Consider the following 13,933-nt stretch of genomic DNA (forward strand, 5'->3'; position numbering starts at 1 on the left):
TCCGGTCGTACTAGTTGCATCGTACAACTTGAAGGGGGTCCGGCCCGCAGGGGCGGGTCCCCGGGGGAGCGGTCGGCCTGCGGCCGTTGGGGTACCGTGATCGTCCGGATGCGAGCCGTCCCAGCCTTGCGGAACCGAGGGGGTGAGTCCCATGAGCGCCGTGCCCGCGCCCCCGGCCCCCTCCGTTCCCCCCACCCCCTTTTCCGCTTCTCCTGCTCCCGGGTCCGCCACCGCGCGGTCGGGCGAGACCCGTTCGTCCGTCGTCTCGTCCGTCGCCGCCGCGTTGCGTGCCGCCGGCTGCGTCTTCGCCGAGGAGGAGGCGGAACTGATCGTCGGTGCCGCCGGTACGCCCGCCGGCCTCGCCGCCGCGGTGGACCGCCGCGTCGCCGGCGAGCCCCTAGAACTCGTCGTCGGCTGGGCCGGGTTCGACGGCTTGCGGATCGCCGTGGAACCGGGGGTCTTCGTGCCCCGCCGGCGTACCGAGTTCCTGGTCGAACAGGCCCTCGCGCAGGCACCGGACGCAACCGTCGTCGTCGACCTGTGCTGCGGCTCGGGAGCGGTCGGCGCGGCGCTGGCCGCCCGCCTCGGCGGGGTCGAACTGCACGCCGCGGACATCGACCCGGCCGCGGTGCGCTGCGCGCGGCGCAACGTCGAGGACCGGGGCGGCCGGGTGTACGAGGGCGACCTGTACGCCGCGCTGCCGGGCGGGCTGCGGGGCCGGGTCGACGTCCTGGCCGCGAACGTGCCCTACGTCCCCACGGCGGAGGTCGGCCTGCTGCCCGCCGAGGCGCGCGACCACGAACCTCTGGTCGCCCTCGACGGGGGCGCGGACGGCCTCGCGGTGCTCCGCAGGGTCGCCGCCGAGGCGGGCCGATGGCTCGCGCCGGGAGGCTGCCTGCTGGTCGAGACGAGCGAGCACCAGGCCGCGTCGGCCGTCGCCGCCTTCGGCCGCGCCGGGCTGACGACCCGGCTGGCGGTCTGCGGCGAACGGGACGCGCACGTGGTGATCGGGGTCGCCCCCCGGGCGGACTGACCCCGACCGGCCGCCGACGGGCGGAATCGCGCGCGATCGTGGTGAACGCCGGGCCCGGTCCGGGCGTCACAGGAGCGGTGCGGTCCACGGCCCGTGCCCCACCGCCTCCATCCCTCCGTCCCGGGGAACGATCATGAGTACACAGCCCCTGCGTACGACGCTCGTGCAGACGACCTCCGAGCGAGCGGTCACCGCGCGGACCCGCACCACGGGTGCGGGCCCCCGGCGCTCTCTCCGCTTCCCCCGCCACCCCCGCCTGCTCGGCCTCCTCGCCGTGTTCGCCGCCGGAACCGGTGTCCTGGCGGGCTGTGGACAGGCGGGGACGGCAGGCTCGGGAAGCGACCCCACCCAGGCGCCGCAAGCCGCGGCGCGGGCCCGGCAGGTGGCCGCCGCCTGGGACGGTTCGAAGGCCGCCGAGGCCTGGCGGGCCGGCTACCACCCGATGGGCGACGCGGTGCAGTTGCCCGAGGGCGGCCTGCGCGGCGAGGACGAACACGCCTACCTCACCCAGAACCTCGTCCTCGACGGCCGGCTGCCCGCCGCACCGGACGAGGAAGGCCGCGTGACGTGGGGGAGCGGTGGCTCGCTGACCCGGCCGCTGATGGACGCGCGTAAGGCCTACGAGACCTTCGGCCGCACCGGCGGCGGCAGCCGCGACGAACCCCGCCTGACCGTGACAGGTGCGCGTCTCGGCGAGATGACGCTGGCCACCACCCGCGGTCCGGCGACCGTCCCCGCCTGGCTGTTCACCCTGGACGGCTACGACACCCCGCTCAAGCGCGTCGCGGTGAGCCCGTCGAAGCTGCCCGCATCGCCGATCCGGTCGGCCGAGGAGTCCTCCGGCGACGGTCCGGCGTCGCTGCAGGGTCTGGTCGAGCTGTCCGAGGACGGCCGGTCGGCCACGGTGATCGGCCTGCACGGCGGCTGTGACGACGGACCGTTCGTGCACGTGCTGGAGACGGACGGCAGCGTGGTGCTGTCCGCGTCCGTCGTAGGACGGCGGGACGGCCCCTGCACCGCGCAACTGGAGGGCAGCGAAGTGACCGTGAAGCTGGCCGGGCCGGTCGGCGACCGTGTCCTGCTGGACGCGGCCACGGGACTCCCGGTGCCGTACGCCGGCACGGTCGGATCCTCGCCGAGCTGGAGCTGACGCCGGGCCGGTCTCAGGCCTCCGTCTGCGCGCGGGCGATGAGCAGGGCCACGTCGTCGTGGTTGTCGGGGTGGTGCAGTGTGCGGACGAGCAGGTCGCAGACCTCGTCCAGCGGGCGGGCCGGATCGTCGAGGAGGTCCAGCATGGCGTCCAGGCGTTCGTCGAGGGAGTGCCGGCGGGTCTCGACCAGGCCGTCGGTGTAGAAGACGAGTTCGTCGCCGGGGGAGAGGTCGAAGACGGTCGTGGAGAACTCGACACCGCCCACTCCGAGCGGCGCCCCGGTCGGCAGGTCGAGCAGTTCCGGCCGCTGCCCGACCCGGATGCGGGCGGGCGGCAGATGCCCGGCGTTGGCGATCCGGCACTGCCGCAGGCGGGGGTCGTGGACGGCGTACACGCAGGTGGCGATGGAGTGGTCGAGTCCGTCGGTGATCCGGTCCAGGTGCTCCAGTAGCCGGGCCGGATCGAGGTCCAGCGAGGCCAGCGTGTTGGTGGCGGTCCGCAGCCGCCCCATCGTCGCGGCGGCGTTGATGCCGCTGCCCATCACGTCGCCCACGACGAGCGCGGTCTTCCCGCCCTCCAGCGGGATGACGTCGAACCAGTCACCGCCGACCTCCGTGGTGGCGCCGGCGGGCTGATAGCGGGAGGCCACCTCCAGGCCGCCGGTGACGGACGGGTGGCTGGGCAGCAGACTGCGCTGGAGGGTCAGGGCGGTGTCGCGGGCGTTCTGGTACCAGCGGGCGTTGTCGATCTGCACGGCCGCGCGGGCGGCCAGCTCACGGGCGAGCAGGAGGTCGTCGTCGCTGAAGGGCACCGGGTTGCGGGTGCGTTTGAGGTCGAGCGCGCCCAGCACCTCGCCGCGCGCGATCAGCGGGACGGCCAGATAGGAGTGCACGCCGGCCTTGGCGAGCAGGGCCGCCGCCTCCGGTGAGCGGGCGATACGCGGCAGGTCCGCCGCCCCGACCTCCGCGATCATCACCGGCCGGCCGGTGCGGACGCACTCGGTGACCAGCCGGTCGGGGCCGTAGCGGGCCACCTGTCCGGGCGGGTCGGCCGCGCGCAGGGCGTCCGGTGCGTCGTCCGCCTTGACGGCCAGGGCGCGGATCACCGCCGACTGGGTGGGGCCGAGGCTGCTGCGCCGGCCGCCCACGACCGAGTCCAGCAGGTCCACCGCCGCCACGTCGGCCAGCTCCGGGACCGCGACGTCGGCGAGCTCGCGGGCGGTGCGGTCCAGGTCGAGCGTGGTGCCGATCCGGGCCGACGCGTCGGCGATGAGCGCCAGCCGGTGCCGGGCCGCCTCGGCCTCGACGCCGGCCCGGTGGGGTTCGGTGACGTCCATGACCGACACGACCACGCCGAGCACGGTGCCGATGGCGTCCTCCAGCCGGTACAGCGAAACCGACCAGGTGTGGTCCTCGAACGGGTCGGCCGGGGTCCGGCCGACCGTGGAGTGCTCGACCAGCGGCAGGCCGGTCTCCAGCACGCGGCGCGCGCCGGACTCCAGGGTGTCGACGTCCAGCAGGGGCAGCACCTCGCGCATGGTCCGCCCGATGTGTGCCTCGACGGGAAAGCCGTTGATCCGCTCCAGCGCCGGGTTGACGGCCACGTACCGCAGCCGGGTGTCCAGCACGGCCAGCCCGTTCGGCGACTGCGCGACGATACGCGTGGACAGCGCCACGTCCTGCTCCAGTCGCCGCACGGTCGACTGGTCGGCGGCGAGCATCAGCGCGTAGATGTTGCCCCGGTCGTCCAGCAGCCGCATGTTGCGGAACTCCACCAGCCGGCTGCTGCCGTCCTTGAGCCGCACGGGGAACGCCCCGGCCCAGCCCCGGCCGGTCGCCAGGACGTCCGCGAACAGCTTCCTGACCAGCTCGATGTGCTCTTCGTGCACCATCACCCGGGCGGCGTACCGGCCGAGCGCCTCCTTGGCCCGGTAGCCGAACAGCTCCTCGGCCTGCGGGCTCCACAGGACGATGCGGCCCTTGGTGTCGAGCACCACCGAGGCCATGCCCAGCACGTCGATCAGGCCGCTGGGTCCCAACGACCCTCGGCCGGGCTCGGCCCCATCGGCCGCCGGAGGCCCGGATGCATCCATCGACTGCACCGCCTTCGCCCATGCTCCCGGCACGCTGTCCCCCGTGCCGACTTGCCGGTTGTACCGCCCTCAACCATCTCTCTTTACGCCACGACCGCCCTTCTCCACCATCCCTCAACCCGACCACAGTCGTCCGGTGAAGCGATCGGCGGCGGGATCGGAGGTGTCCCGGACCGCCCGGCAACGTTGTCACGCCGCCGTGCCCCGCCGTGCCCCGCCGTGCCCCGCCGGCCGTACCCGGCCGGCGAGGAGTGGCCCGCCGGTGGTCGCTGCCGGGCTCCTTTTGGGGCTGTACATCCTGGATTGTGGTGGTTTTCTTGGAGTGCGGCGCGGTGTCGCGGGGGAACCCGTCGGTGTGCCGCAGTGCGGCGACGAGAGGAGCGATCACCATGGCCAAGGAGCGACCGCACCCGGAATCCGTCTCGGTGGAGATCAGCGGATGCAGCAAGGAGGACGCCCGGATCGTGTTCGAGGCGCTGTGCGCCTACTTCGAGTCCGACCGGTGCTCCGACGACGTACCTCAGGACTGGCACGAGACCCGGCCGACCGTGTGGCTGGGCACCTTCGACGTCTCCGAATCCCGGGAGGGCGGCCGTCCGTCCGGCCGGCTGTCGTCCTTCGTGGAGGCCGACGTGCAGGGCGGCTACTGGGCGATCGACCGCTTCCGCACCACCCTGCACGACCTGTTCACGGTCCACGACCTCAGCACCGCGTCCGGTGACCAGGAGCGTGAGCTGCACGTCCGCCTGGAGAGCCGGTGAATCCGGGCCCCGGCCCGTTGTGCAACTAGTTGCATAAACCGTGCGCGGTCCTCTACAAAGGAGGCACCACACCGCGCACGGAGGGGCCATGAGCCGATACCCGCACCTGCTGAGCCCGCTCGACCTGGGCTTCACCACCCTGCCCAACCGCGTCCTGATGGGCTCCATGCACATCGGCCTGGAAGAGGCCGAGGGCGGCTTCGAGCGCATGGCGGAGTTCTACGCCGCCCGCGCACGCGGCGGAGTGGGGCTGATCGTCACCGGCGGCATCGCCCCCAATGACGAGGGGCGGCCCTACGAGGGCGGCGCGAAGCTCACCACCGAGGAGGAGGCCGGGCAGCACCGGCGGATCACCGAGGCCGTGCACCGCGAGGGCGGCCGGATCGCGATGCAGATCCTGCACTTCGGCCGGTACGCGTACCACCAGGGACTGGTCGCCCCGAGCCCGCTCCAGGCGCCGATCAGCCCCTTCCCGCCCCGGGAGCTCACCGACGCCGACGTCGAGCGGACCGTCGACGACTACGTCCGCGCCGCCCGCCTCGCGCGGCAGGCCGGATACGACGGTGTCGAGATCATGGGCTCCGAGGGCTACCTCATCAACGAGTTCGTCGCTGCGCAGACCAACCACCGCACCGACCGCTGGGGCGGCTCGTACCGGAACCGCATGCGCTTCCCCGTCGAGATCGTCCGACGGGTGCGCGAGGCGGTCGGTGCGGACTTCATCGTCATCTACCGGCTGTCCATGCTGGACCTGGTGCCCGGCGGGTCCACCCTCGACGAGGTCGTCACCCTGGCGAAGGCCGTCGAGGAGGCCGGGGCGACCATCATCAACACGGGCATCGGCTGGCACGAGGCGCGCATCCCGACCATCGCGACCTCCGTGCCGCGCGGCGCGTACACCTGGGTCACCGAGCGGCTCATGGGCGAGGTGTCGATCCCGCTCGTGACGACGAACCGCATCAACACCCCCGAACTCGCCGAGGAACTGCTCGCCGGCGGCAGTGCCGACATGGTGTCGATGGCACGCCCGATGCTCGCCGACCCCGACTTCGTGGCCAAGGCGGCGGCCGGCCGGCCCGAGGCCATCAACACCTGCATCGGCTGCAACCAGGCCTGCCTGGACCACACGTTCAGCGGTCGGATCACCTCCTGCCTGGTCAATCCGCGCGCCTGCCACGAGACGGAGCTCGTCCTCTCCCCGACCCGGCTGCGCAAGCGCGTCGCGGTGGTCGGAGCCGGACCCGCCGGGCTCGCCTGCGCGGTGAGCGCGGCCGAACGCGGCCACGACGTCACGCTGTACGACGCCGCGAGCGAGGTCGGGGGGCAGCTCAACGTCGCCCGACGGGTCCCCGGCAAGCAGGAGTTCGACGAGACGCTGCGCTACTTCCGCCACCAACTGGACGCGCACGCCGTGGACGTCCGCCTCGGCACCCACGTCACCGCCGACGACCTGGCCGGTCACGACGAGGTCGTCGTCGCCACCGGCGTCACCCCGCGCACCCCGGACATCCCCGGCGTCGACCACCCGAGCGTCGTCGGCTACCTCGACGTCCTGCGCGACGGCGCCCCCGTCGGCGACCGCGTCGCCGTCCTCGGCGCCGGCGGCATCGGCTTCGACGTGGCCGAGTTCCTCACCGACGGCGGCGACAAGGCGCACGAGGACCCGGCGGCCTACTTCCGCCAGTGGGGTGTCGACGTCGAGTACCGCGCGCCGGGCGGCCTCGGCCCGGCGGAGCGGCCCGCACCGCCGCGCACCGTCCACCTGCTCCAGCGCAAGACCACCAAGGTCGGCGCGGGACTGGGCAAGACCACCGGCTGGATCCACCGCGCCGAGCTGAAGCACCGCGGCGTCACGATGGTCCCGGGCGTGCGCTACGACCGCATCGACGACGCCGGTCTGCACATCACGGTCGACGGCACCAGCAGCGTCCTGGAGGTCGACACCATCGTGCTGTGCACCGGGCAGGAGCCGCGGCGCGACCTCTACCGGGACCTGCTCGCCGCCGGCCGCGAGCCGCACCTCATCGGCGGCGCCGACGTCGCGGCCGAACTGGACGCCAAGCGCGCCATCCAGCAGGGCACCGAGCTGGCGGCCACCCTCTAGGGGCGCCGGGCCGTCCCTAGGATGACCGCATGTCACTCCCGCACGCGATTCTCACCGCTCTGCTCGAAAGGCCGTCCTCGGGACTGGAACTGACGCGACGGTTCGACAAGTCGATCGGCTACTTCTGGTCGGCGACCCATCAGCAGATCTATCGCGAGCTGGGAAAACTGGAGGCCGACGGCCTGATCCGGGCGCTGCCGGCCGAGCAGCCGGTCCGCGGGCAGAAGAAGACCTACGAGGTCCTGCCCGCGGGCGGCGCCGAACTGGCCCGCTGGACGGCCGCGGCGCAGGACCCCAAGCCGCTGCGCGACACGCTCCTGCTGCGGCTGCGTGCCGCCGCGGTGGTCGGCACCGCGGGTCTGGAGGCCGACCTGCGCCGCCATCTCGACCTGCACCGGGGTCAGTTGGCCGAGTACGAGGAGATCGAGCGGCGCGACTTCCCGCCCGGCAGGGACAGTCCCCAGGACCGTCTCCAGCACCTCGTCCTGCGGGCGGGCATCGACCTGGAGACGTTCTGGACGCGCTGGCTCGAACACGCGCTGGCGGAGTTCGCCGAGCTGCCGGGCCTGGACGGTCGGTGAACGCGGCCGTCCCCGCGTGCCGGGCTCAGAGCCGGTACGGCTTCGAGCGGCGGCGCAGGAACCAGGCCGCGGCGATGACGCCGGTGCCCACCAGCGCCCCGCCCGCCACCATGGTGACGGTGCTGTAGTCCTTGTTCGTGCCGCCGACCCCGCCCAGCACACCGCGCGACGGTGTGGACGTCGCCGAGATGGTGGATTTGGACGGGGCGGAGACGATCACCGACTGGGTGCCGGCGGTGTTGTTGTTCGAGCACACGACGACGACGGTGTAGGTGCCGGGGGTCACGTTCGACCAGGCCGCCGTCTGAAGACCGCCCGATGCGGAGAGGGTCACCTGGCGGCCCTGGGCGAAGCTCGTCTGATTGCTGGTGAGCAGTGAGGCGACGCCCCAGCTGCCGTTGAGCTGGGCGCACGCGGTGGTGGTCACGGAGACCGTGGAACCGCTGGTGTTCACCGAGATCCCGCCGGCGGCACCAGCCGGTCCGGCGGCCAGGGTTATCGGCAGTGCGGCGGCGGCCAGGGTCAGTCCGGCTCGGAGAAATGGCTGAGAAGTAGTCATGGGCCTGTCCTCCGGCGGCACGGTTGGCGGTACATCCCTTGCGCCGCCTGGGTCGGGAACGCCCGTGCTGCCTCAGTGGCAGCCAACGTGCCCCCGGCCCGTCCCGCATGCGGACCGCACCCGAGCAGGTGACGCCTTCCCCCGTGCGGCGGCACCGGAGTGCGGGCGTCACCGATCTGTGGTGCCGCCGGTGGTGACCGTCCGTTCCGCCGAGAATCCGCCCCAGGTGCCGTCCGGGAGCCTGGCCCGGATCCGTACCCGGTGGCTCACGCCGCTTTCCGGGCCCAGGTAGAAGCTGTACGTCGCCCGGCCGCGGGGTGCCGTGCCGCCCCAGACGAGCGAGGTGGCCGGCCGTCCGTCGAGCTGGATCTGATACTCCGTGATCACCCCGTCGGCCTCGGGCGGCGTCCAGGACAGGTCGACGTGGTAGGCGCCGTCGGCGTGCCGGGTGCCCGCCCGGAACGCGGTGGGCGCGGTGCCCCGTCCGTCGTCGGTGCCCGGCGCGGTGGTGAGGCGGACGGCCCGGCCCGCGGGCGAGACGTTGTCCGCGGCGTCCCGCGCCCGGACGGTGAACGAATAGCGGGTGCCGGGGCGCAGCCCGGTCACCACGGTCGCCGTCTGCGCCCCGCCCACGCTGTGGATCTTCGTGCCGCCCTGATGGACGTCGTAGGAGGCCACGCCGCGGTCGTCCGCCGAGGCGGTCCAGGACAGCTGCACCGCCCGGCTGCCGACGACCCGTCCCCGCACGGCGCCCGGCCGCGACGGTGCCGAGCGGTCGGCCGCGCCCGCGGCGTGCGTCGTGGCCCGGACCTCGCGGCTGCGCGGCCCGAGCCGCCCCTCGGCGTCCCGCGCCCGCACGGTGAACACATAGGTCGTCGAGGGCGCCAAGCGGGTGATGTCGACCATGTGCTCCGAGGCGGGCACCTCCTCGACCTTGGTGGCGTCGCGGTACACCTCGTAGGCGCTGATCCGGGGGGACACGGCGTTCCACATCACATGGACGCTGGTCGCGCTGCCCGCCGCCGCGGTCACCCCCGTGGGCGCACCGGGCAGCGGGCCGTCGCCGGCCGCCGCGCCGCCCGTCGTGCACGAGGCGACCAGCAGGAGGGCGCCGCAGGCGAGCGCGGCGGGAGCGGGGACACGTCGCACTACTCGGCCTCCCGGACGGGATGACGGCAATGGTCCGGACCAATATGGCGCCCTTGATGCGTGCGCATCAAGGGGGCGGCGGGTGCGAGGCGTCCGGCGCGGTTACGTATGCTGAGGATCCTCACGGCCGAACTCTCCCTGCGCAGCGGGGAGTTCCGGCCGACGGCGCGGAACGCTGTCGTCGCTGAAACCGCGCCGGCACGGGTGGCCGGCGGCCCGAGCCCGCGTGTGCTCGGGCTTCCGGCCCCCGGCCTCTGATGGACGTTCCTTGGGTGCGCCGTCCGGCCCTTCGGGGTGGCCGCGTGATCTAGTCGGCAAGAGATTGGACGAGTGCCCGTCAAATGTCCCCGACAGAGAGTCCCTCATCGTGAGCGTCCGGTTCCTCACCCTGGCTGCGGCGAGCGTCGCCCTGCTCGCCCCGACCGTGCCCCCCACCGCCCCCGGTCAACCCGGCAAAGGCCACCTCCTCCGGCACCAGCCGACGGCCGTGCAGCACGAAGGCGCCGTGTCCGCCGCCGAGCTGCTGGCGAGGGTGCGCGACTGCGCCCCCGTCTCCGCCGGCCGCTACCGGACCGACGGCGGCACCCCGGCCACCGTCCCCGTCTGCGGCACGCCCGACGCCGTCTTCTGGCAGGCGGACATGGACATCGACTGCGACGGCCGCCCCGGCGACCGCTGCAACAGCAGCACCGACCCGTACTTCTCCGCCGGCACCGCCTTCCAGCAGTCCGACGGCCGTCACCTGGACGCGGAGACCCTGCCCTACGTCGTCGTGCCCGTGCCCAGCGCCGTCTGGGACCACCGCGACCACGGTGTGCGCGGCGGATCGGTGGTGGCCGTCGTGCACGGCGACCGGGTGCAGTACGCGGTCGTGGGCGACACCGGGCCGCACGACATCATCGGCGAGGCGTCCTACGCCACCGCCCAGGCCCTGGGCATCAACCCCGACCCGAAGGGCGGCGGCACCGACTCCGGTGTCACCTACATCGTCTTCAAGGACTCCCAGGCCGTGCCCATCGAGAGCCACGCGTCCGCCGTGCAGATCGGGGAGCGGCTGGCGAGAGGGTTCGTCGACGGCTCCTGAGCGACCGTCGGTCCGCCGGCCGGCCGTCACCGGCCGCCGCACGGCGCCTGCCGACGGGGCGTGCGCCGTACGGCGGTGTACGCGTCACACCTTCCGGTACGAGTAGGCGTCCCCGGCCGCCGCCTCCACCGCGTCGAGGTCCGCCCCCGTGGCCGCCGTGACGACCGCGGCGACGGCGCCCTCGACGAACGGCGCGTCGACCAGTCGGGTGCCGGCCGGGAGTTCGTCGCCCTCGGCGAGCAGCGCCTTCACGGTGAGCACGGCGCTGCCGAGGTCGGTGAGCACGGCGACGCCCGCGCCCCGGTCCACGGCCGCGGCGGCCGCGGCGATCAGTTCGGCGCTCGTCCCCAGGCCGCCGCCCTCGGTGCCGCCCGCCGGGACGACGGGCACCGGGGTGCCGCCGCCCGCGAGGCCCTTCGCCAGTTCGGCCACCGACTCGGCCACCTGCGCGCTGTGCGACACCAGCACGATCCCGACCACCTTGTCGTCACTCACCGGCCGCCTCCGCGAGCCCCGCGACGAGCAGTGCCGCCGAGGTGGCGCCCGGGTCCTGGTGGCCGATGCTCCGCTCGCCGAGGTAGCTCGCCCGGCCCTTGCGGGCCTGCATCGGAGTGGTGGCCAGGGCGCCCTGCTCGGCGGCGGTCCGCGCCGCCGTGAACGAGTCGCCGAGCGCCTCGACCGCCGGCACCAGCGCGTCGATCATCGTCTTGTCGCCGGGCGCGGCCCCGCCGAGCGCCATCACAGCGTCCACGCCCGCCCGCAGCGCTTCGGCGAGCTGCTCCTCGCCGACCTCCGCGTCGTCCCCGAGGGCCTTGCCGGTGCGGCGCAGCAGCGTTCCGTACAGCGGGCCGGAGGCTCCGCCGACCGTCGAGATGAGCTGCCGCCCGGCGAGCACCAGGACGGCGCCGGGCGTGTCCGGGTTCTCCTTCTGGAGCACCGCGGTCACGGCGGTGAAACCGCGCTGGAGATTGCTCCCGTGGTCCGCGTCCCCGATGGGGGAGTCGAGGGCGGTGAGCCGTTCCGCCTCGCGGTCCACGGACGCGGCGGTCGCCGTCATCCAACGGCGGAAGAAGTCGGCGTCGAGCACTGGTTCTCCTTGCCTGGTAGGTACGTTGATCGACTCGACCCGCCGTCACACACCCCAGCGCAGGCCGGGCGTGCGCACCGGTGCGTCCCACAGCCGCAGCACTTCCTCGTCGACCTGGCACAGGGTGACCGAGGCGCCGGCCATGTCGAGGGAGGTGACGTAGTTGCCGACGAGCGTGCGGGCCACGGCGACCCCGCGTTCGCCCAGCACCCGCTGCACCTCGGCGTTGAAGCCGTACAGCTCCAGCAGTGGGGTCGCCCCCATGCCGTTGACCAGGACCAGGACGGGGTTGCGGGGCTGGAGGTCCTCCAGTACGGCGTGCACCGCGAAGTCGGCGATCTCCCGCGAGGTCATCATCGCTCGACGCTCCCGCCCGGGTTCCCCGTGGATGCCGATGCCGAGCTCCAGCTCGCCGGGCGGCAGATCGAAGGTGGGGGAGCCCTTCGCGGGCGTGGTGACGGCGCTGAGGGCGACGCCGAAACTGCGGGAGCTCTCGTTGATCTGCCGGGCGACCGCCTCGACCCGCTCCAGCGGCTGCCCCTCCTCGGCGGCGGCCCCGGCGATCTTTTCCACGAACAGCGTCGCGCCCGTACCGCGCCGGCCCGCCGTGTAGAGGCTGTCGGTGACCGCCACGTCGTCGTTGACCAGGACCTTGGCGATCTGGATGCCCTCGTCCTCGGCGAGTTCGGCCGCCATGTCGAAGTTGAGCACGTCGCCGGTGTAGTTCTTCACGATGAACAGGACCCCGGCGCCGCTGTCCACGGCCGCCGCCGCCCGGAGCATCTGGTCCGGCACCGGGGAGGTGAAGACCTCGCCGGGGCAGGCGGCCGACAGCATGCCGGGTCCGACGAATCCGCCGTGCAGCGGCTCGTGCCCCGAGCCGCCGCCCGAGACCAGCGCGACCTTCCCGGCGACGGGGGCGTCCCGCCGTACGATCACGCGGTTGTCGACGTCGACGGTCAGCTCGGGGTGGGCGGCCGCCATGCCCCGCAGCGCGTCCGCTACGACGGTCTCCGGCACGTTGATCAGCATCTTCATGGATACCTCCTGGTGAGCGCGGCGGCCGAGCGCGATCCGGGTCGGCGGAGGTGGGTCGGCCGTGCGCGCCGCCGATGGATCCCGCACTGGGAAGTATCGACCTTGGAGCGGCGCTGGTCACGTGCACGGCACGGAGGTCATCGCCCGGCGGCCTCCGCGGCGATGCGGTCGAACTGCGCGCCCATCGCCTCGGCGAGGGCCTGGGCGGCCGACAGAGGGCGCACCATCACCATCAGGTCGTCGATCCGGCCGTCCTCGTCCATGTGCAGGAAGTCGCAGCCCTGGATCTGCTTGCCGGCGACCGTGGCGGTGAAGACGAGGGCGTGGTCGCGGCCGTCGGGGTCGCCGAACTCCCGCTGGTAGGTGAAGTCCTCGAAGACCCGGGTGACGCCGCGCAGGATCGCCGCGGTGATCGCCTTGCCGGTGTACGGCTTGAAGACGACGGGGCTGGTGAACACGACGTCGTCGGCCAGCAGGTCGTCCAGCGCTTCGAGGTCGTTGTTCTCGACCGCGCGGCGGAAGGGGTGCATGGGTCACCTCGGATACATAGTCAACGAATTGAATAGGTCGAAGGGAGGCTATGGGCGGCGCTCGCGCCTGTCCAGGCCCTCATGTTCAACTTGTGGATCGGTCAACTCATGGATCGGTCAACTCGTTGATTGATCAACGCGGTGCTACGTTGACGCGATGGCATTGCGCAACGCGGTGATGGCCGCCCTGCTCGAGGGCGAGGCCTCGGGCTACGACCTCGCGAAGGGCTTCGACGCCTCCGTGGCCAACTTCTGGACGGCCGCGCCCCAGCAGCTCTACCGGGAGCTGGAACGCATGGAGGCCGAGGGCCTGATCCGGGCCCGGGTCGTCGAACAGCGCCGCCGGCCCAACAAGCGGCTCTACGCGCTCACCGAGGCCGGCCTCGACGCCGTGCGCGCCTATGTCGCCGAACCGCCCTCGCGGCCCACCGCGATCAGGGACGAACTGCTGGTCAAGGTGCAGTGCGCGGACATCGGCGACATCGAGGCGGTGCGCACGGCGGTCACCGCGCACATGGACCGCGCCACCGCCAAGCTCGCCCGCTACGAACGGCTGCGGGAACGCCTGCTGGCCGGGCGCACCGAGGACGAGTACTTCGCCGGGGCCGAGCGGATCGGCCCTTATCTCACGCTGCTGCGGGGGATGTCCTTCGAACAGGAGAACCTCCGCTGGGGCGAGATCGCGCTGCGGCGGCTCGCCCACCGCACCGCGCCGGGCGGGGCCGGCGGCGAAGCCGGCTGACCGCGCCGGGCCGCCCGCCGAGA

At 73.2% G+C, this 13,933-nt stretch carries 14 protein-coding genes; 7 read left to right on the forward strand and 7 right to left on the reverse strand.

The genetic code is table 11. From position 1 onward, the window contains the following. The first annotated feature begins 151 nt into the window (after positions 1-151). Positions 152-1,033 (forward strand): putative protein N(5)-glutamine methyltransferase, encoded by an 882-nt coding sequence (locus DN051_RS34135; RefSeq protein WP_079001498.1) that lies wholly within the window; start codon positions 152-154, stop codon positions 1,031-1,033. Positions 1,034-1,166: 133 nt separating this feature from the next. Beyond that, positions 1,167-2,183, forward strand: coding sequence for a hypothetical protein (locus tag DN051_RS34140; protein WP_234388976.1), 1,017 nt, complete (start codon positions 1,167-1,169; stop codon positions 2,181-2,183). Positions 2,184-2,196: 13 nt separating this feature from the next. On the opposite strand, the gene DN051_RS34145 is transcribed toward DN051_RS34140, so the two are convergent. Next, entirely contained in the window at positions 2,197-4,275 is a 2,079-nt protein-coding gene (locus tag DN051_RS34145; protein ID WP_107094054.1) for a SpoIIE family protein phosphatase, read from the reverse strand. Positions 4,276-4,664: 389 nt separating this feature from the next. On the opposite strand from DN051_RS34145, the gene DN051_RS34150 reads away from it, so the two are divergent. From DN051_RS34150 to DN051_RS34160, 3 genes are all read left to right on the forward strand, one after another. After that, positions 4,665-5,036, forward strand: coding sequence for a hypothetical protein (locus DN051_RS34150; RefSeq protein WP_053761774.1), 372 nt, complete (start codon positions 4,665-4,667; stop codon positions 5,034-5,036). 88 nt (positions 5,037-5,124) lie between these two features. Next, positions 5,125-7,140 (forward strand): NADPH-dependent 2,4-dienoyl-CoA reductase, encoded by a 2,016-nt coding sequence (locus DN051_RS34155; RefSeq protein ID WP_112440517.1) that lies wholly within the window; start codon positions 5,125-5,127, stop codon positions 7,138-7,140. A 29-nt stretch (positions 7,141-7,169) separates the two neighbouring features. Then, positions 7,170-7,721, forward strand: a complete 552-nt coding sequence (locus tag DN051_RS34160; protein ID WP_053761776.1) for a PadR family transcriptional regulator — start codon at positions 7,170-7,172, stop codon at positions 7,719-7,721. A 25-nt stretch (positions 7,722-7,746) separates the two neighbouring features. On the opposite strand, the gene DN051_RS34165 is transcribed toward DN051_RS34160, so the two are convergent. Beyond that, positions 7,747-8,280: a hypothetical protein gene (locus DN051_RS34165; RefSeq protein ID WP_053761777.1), complete on the reverse strand. Its 534-nt coding sequence runs from the start codon at positions 8,278-8,280 to the stop codon at positions 7,747-7,749. Between the two features lie 168 nt (positions 8,281-8,448). Next, positions 8,449-9,429 (reverse strand): fibronectin type III domain-containing protein, encoded by a 981-nt coding sequence (locus tag DN051_RS34170; RefSeq protein ID WP_112440519.1) that lies wholly within the window; start codon positions 9,427-9,429, stop codon positions 8,449-8,451. A gap of 367 nt (positions 9,430-9,796) precedes the next feature. Here DN051_RS34170 and DN051_RS34175 point away from each other — a divergent pair, with 367 nt between their 5' ends. Continuing rightward, positions 9,797-10,513, forward strand: coding sequence for a glycoside hydrolase family 75 protein (locus tag DN051_RS34175; RefSeq protein ID WP_053761779.1), 717 nt, complete (start codon positions 9,797-9,799; stop codon positions 10,511-10,513). 84 nt (positions 10,514-10,597) lie between these two features. Here the strand turns inward: DN051_RS34175 and DN051_RS34180 are convergent, their stop codons facing one another. The 4 genes from DN051_RS34180 to DN051_RS34195 all read right to left on the reverse strand — a co-directional run bounded on the left by DN051_RS34180 (position 10,598) and on the right by DN051_RS34195 (position 13,168). Then, entirely contained in the window at positions 10,598-11,008 is a 411-nt protein-coding gene (locus tag DN051_RS34180; RefSeq protein ID WP_053761780.1) for a PTS-dependent dihydroxyacetone kinase phosphotransferase subunit DhaM, read from the reverse strand. After that, positions 11,001-11,600 carry a dihydroxyacetone kinase subunit DhaL gene (dhaL, locus tag DN051_RS34185; protein ID WP_053761781.1) on the reverse strand — a complete coding sequence of 200 codons (600 nt, stop codon included), beginning with the start codon at positions 11,598-11,600 and terminating at the stop codon, positions 11,001-11,003. Before dhaL ends, DN051_RS34180 begins: the two co-directional genes overlap by 8 nt. Positions 11,601-11,645: 45 nt before the next feature. After that, positions 11,646-12,638 carry a dihydroxyacetone kinase subunit DhaK gene (dhaK, locus tag DN051_RS34190; RefSeq protein ID WP_053761782.1) on the reverse strand — a complete coding sequence of 331 codons (993 nt, stop codon included), beginning with the start codon at positions 12,636-12,638 and terminating at the stop codon, positions 11,646-11,648. Positions 12,639-12,775: 137 nt separating this feature from the next. Next, positions 12,776-13,168 carry a nuclear transport factor 2 family protein gene (locus tag DN051_RS34195; protein WP_053761783.1) on the reverse strand — a complete coding sequence of 131 codons (393 nt, stop codon included), beginning with the start codon at positions 13,166-13,168 and terminating at the stop codon, positions 12,776-12,778. A gap of 157 nt (positions 13,169-13,325) precedes the next feature. Between DN051_RS34195 and DN051_RS34200 the strand changes: the two genes are divergently transcribed. After that, positions 13,326-13,910, forward strand: a complete 585-nt coding sequence (locus DN051_RS34200; RefSeq protein WP_112440521.1) for a PadR family transcriptional regulator — start codon at positions 13,326-13,328, stop codon at positions 13,908-13,910. Positions 13,911-13,933 lie beyond the last annotated feature (23 nt).

It is taken from the genome of Streptomyces cadmiisoli (assembly GCF_003261055.1).
In the GTDB taxonomy this organism is placed as follows: domain Bacteria; phylum Actinomycetota; class Actinomycetes; order Streptomycetales; family Streptomycetaceae; genus Streptomyces; species Streptomyces cadmiisoli.

Excerpts from the sequence above, each read along its gene's own strand:
- DN051_RS34135 (WP_079001498.1), top strand. The coding sequence starts at position 152 with ATGAGCGCCGTGCCCGCGCCCCCGGCCCCCTCCGTTCCCCCCACCCCC.
- DN051_RS34150 (WP_053761774.1), top strand. The coding sequence starts at position 4,665 with ATGGCCAAGGAGCGACCGCACCCGGAATCCGTCTCGGTGGAGATCAGC.
- DN051_RS34140 (WP_234388976.1), top strand. The coding sequence starts at position 1,167 with ATGAGTACACAGCCCCTGCGTACGACGCTCGTGCAGACGACCTCCGAG.
- DN051_RS34195 (WP_053761783.1), bottom strand. The coding sequence starts at position 13,168 with ATGCACCCCTTCCGCCGCGCGGTCGAGAACAACGACCTCGAAGCGCTG.
- DN051_RS34145 (WP_107094054.1), bottom strand. The coding sequence starts at position 4,275 with ATGGATGCATCCGGGCCTCCGGCGGCCGATGGGGCCGAGCCCGGCCGA.
- DN051_RS34200 (WP_112440521.1), top strand. The coding sequence starts at position 13,326 with ATGGCATTGCGCAACGCGGTGATGGCCGCCCTGCTCGAGGGCGAGGCC.
- DN051_RS34155 (WP_112440517.1), top strand. The coding sequence starts at position 5,125 with ATGAGCCGATACCCGCACCTGCTGAGCCCGCTCGACCTGGGCTTCACC.
- dhaK (WP_053761782.1), bottom strand. The coding sequence starts at position 12,638 with ATGAAGATGCTGATCAACGTGCCGGAGACCGTCGTAGCGGACGCGCTG.
- DN051_RS34165 (WP_053761777.1), bottom strand. The coding sequence starts at position 8,280 with ATGACTACTTCTCAGCCATTTCTCCGAGCCGGACTGACCCTGGCCGCC.
- DN051_RS34160 (WP_053761776.1), top strand. The coding sequence starts at position 7,170 with ATGTCACTCCCGCACGCGATTCTCACCGCTCTGCTCGAAAGGCCGTCC.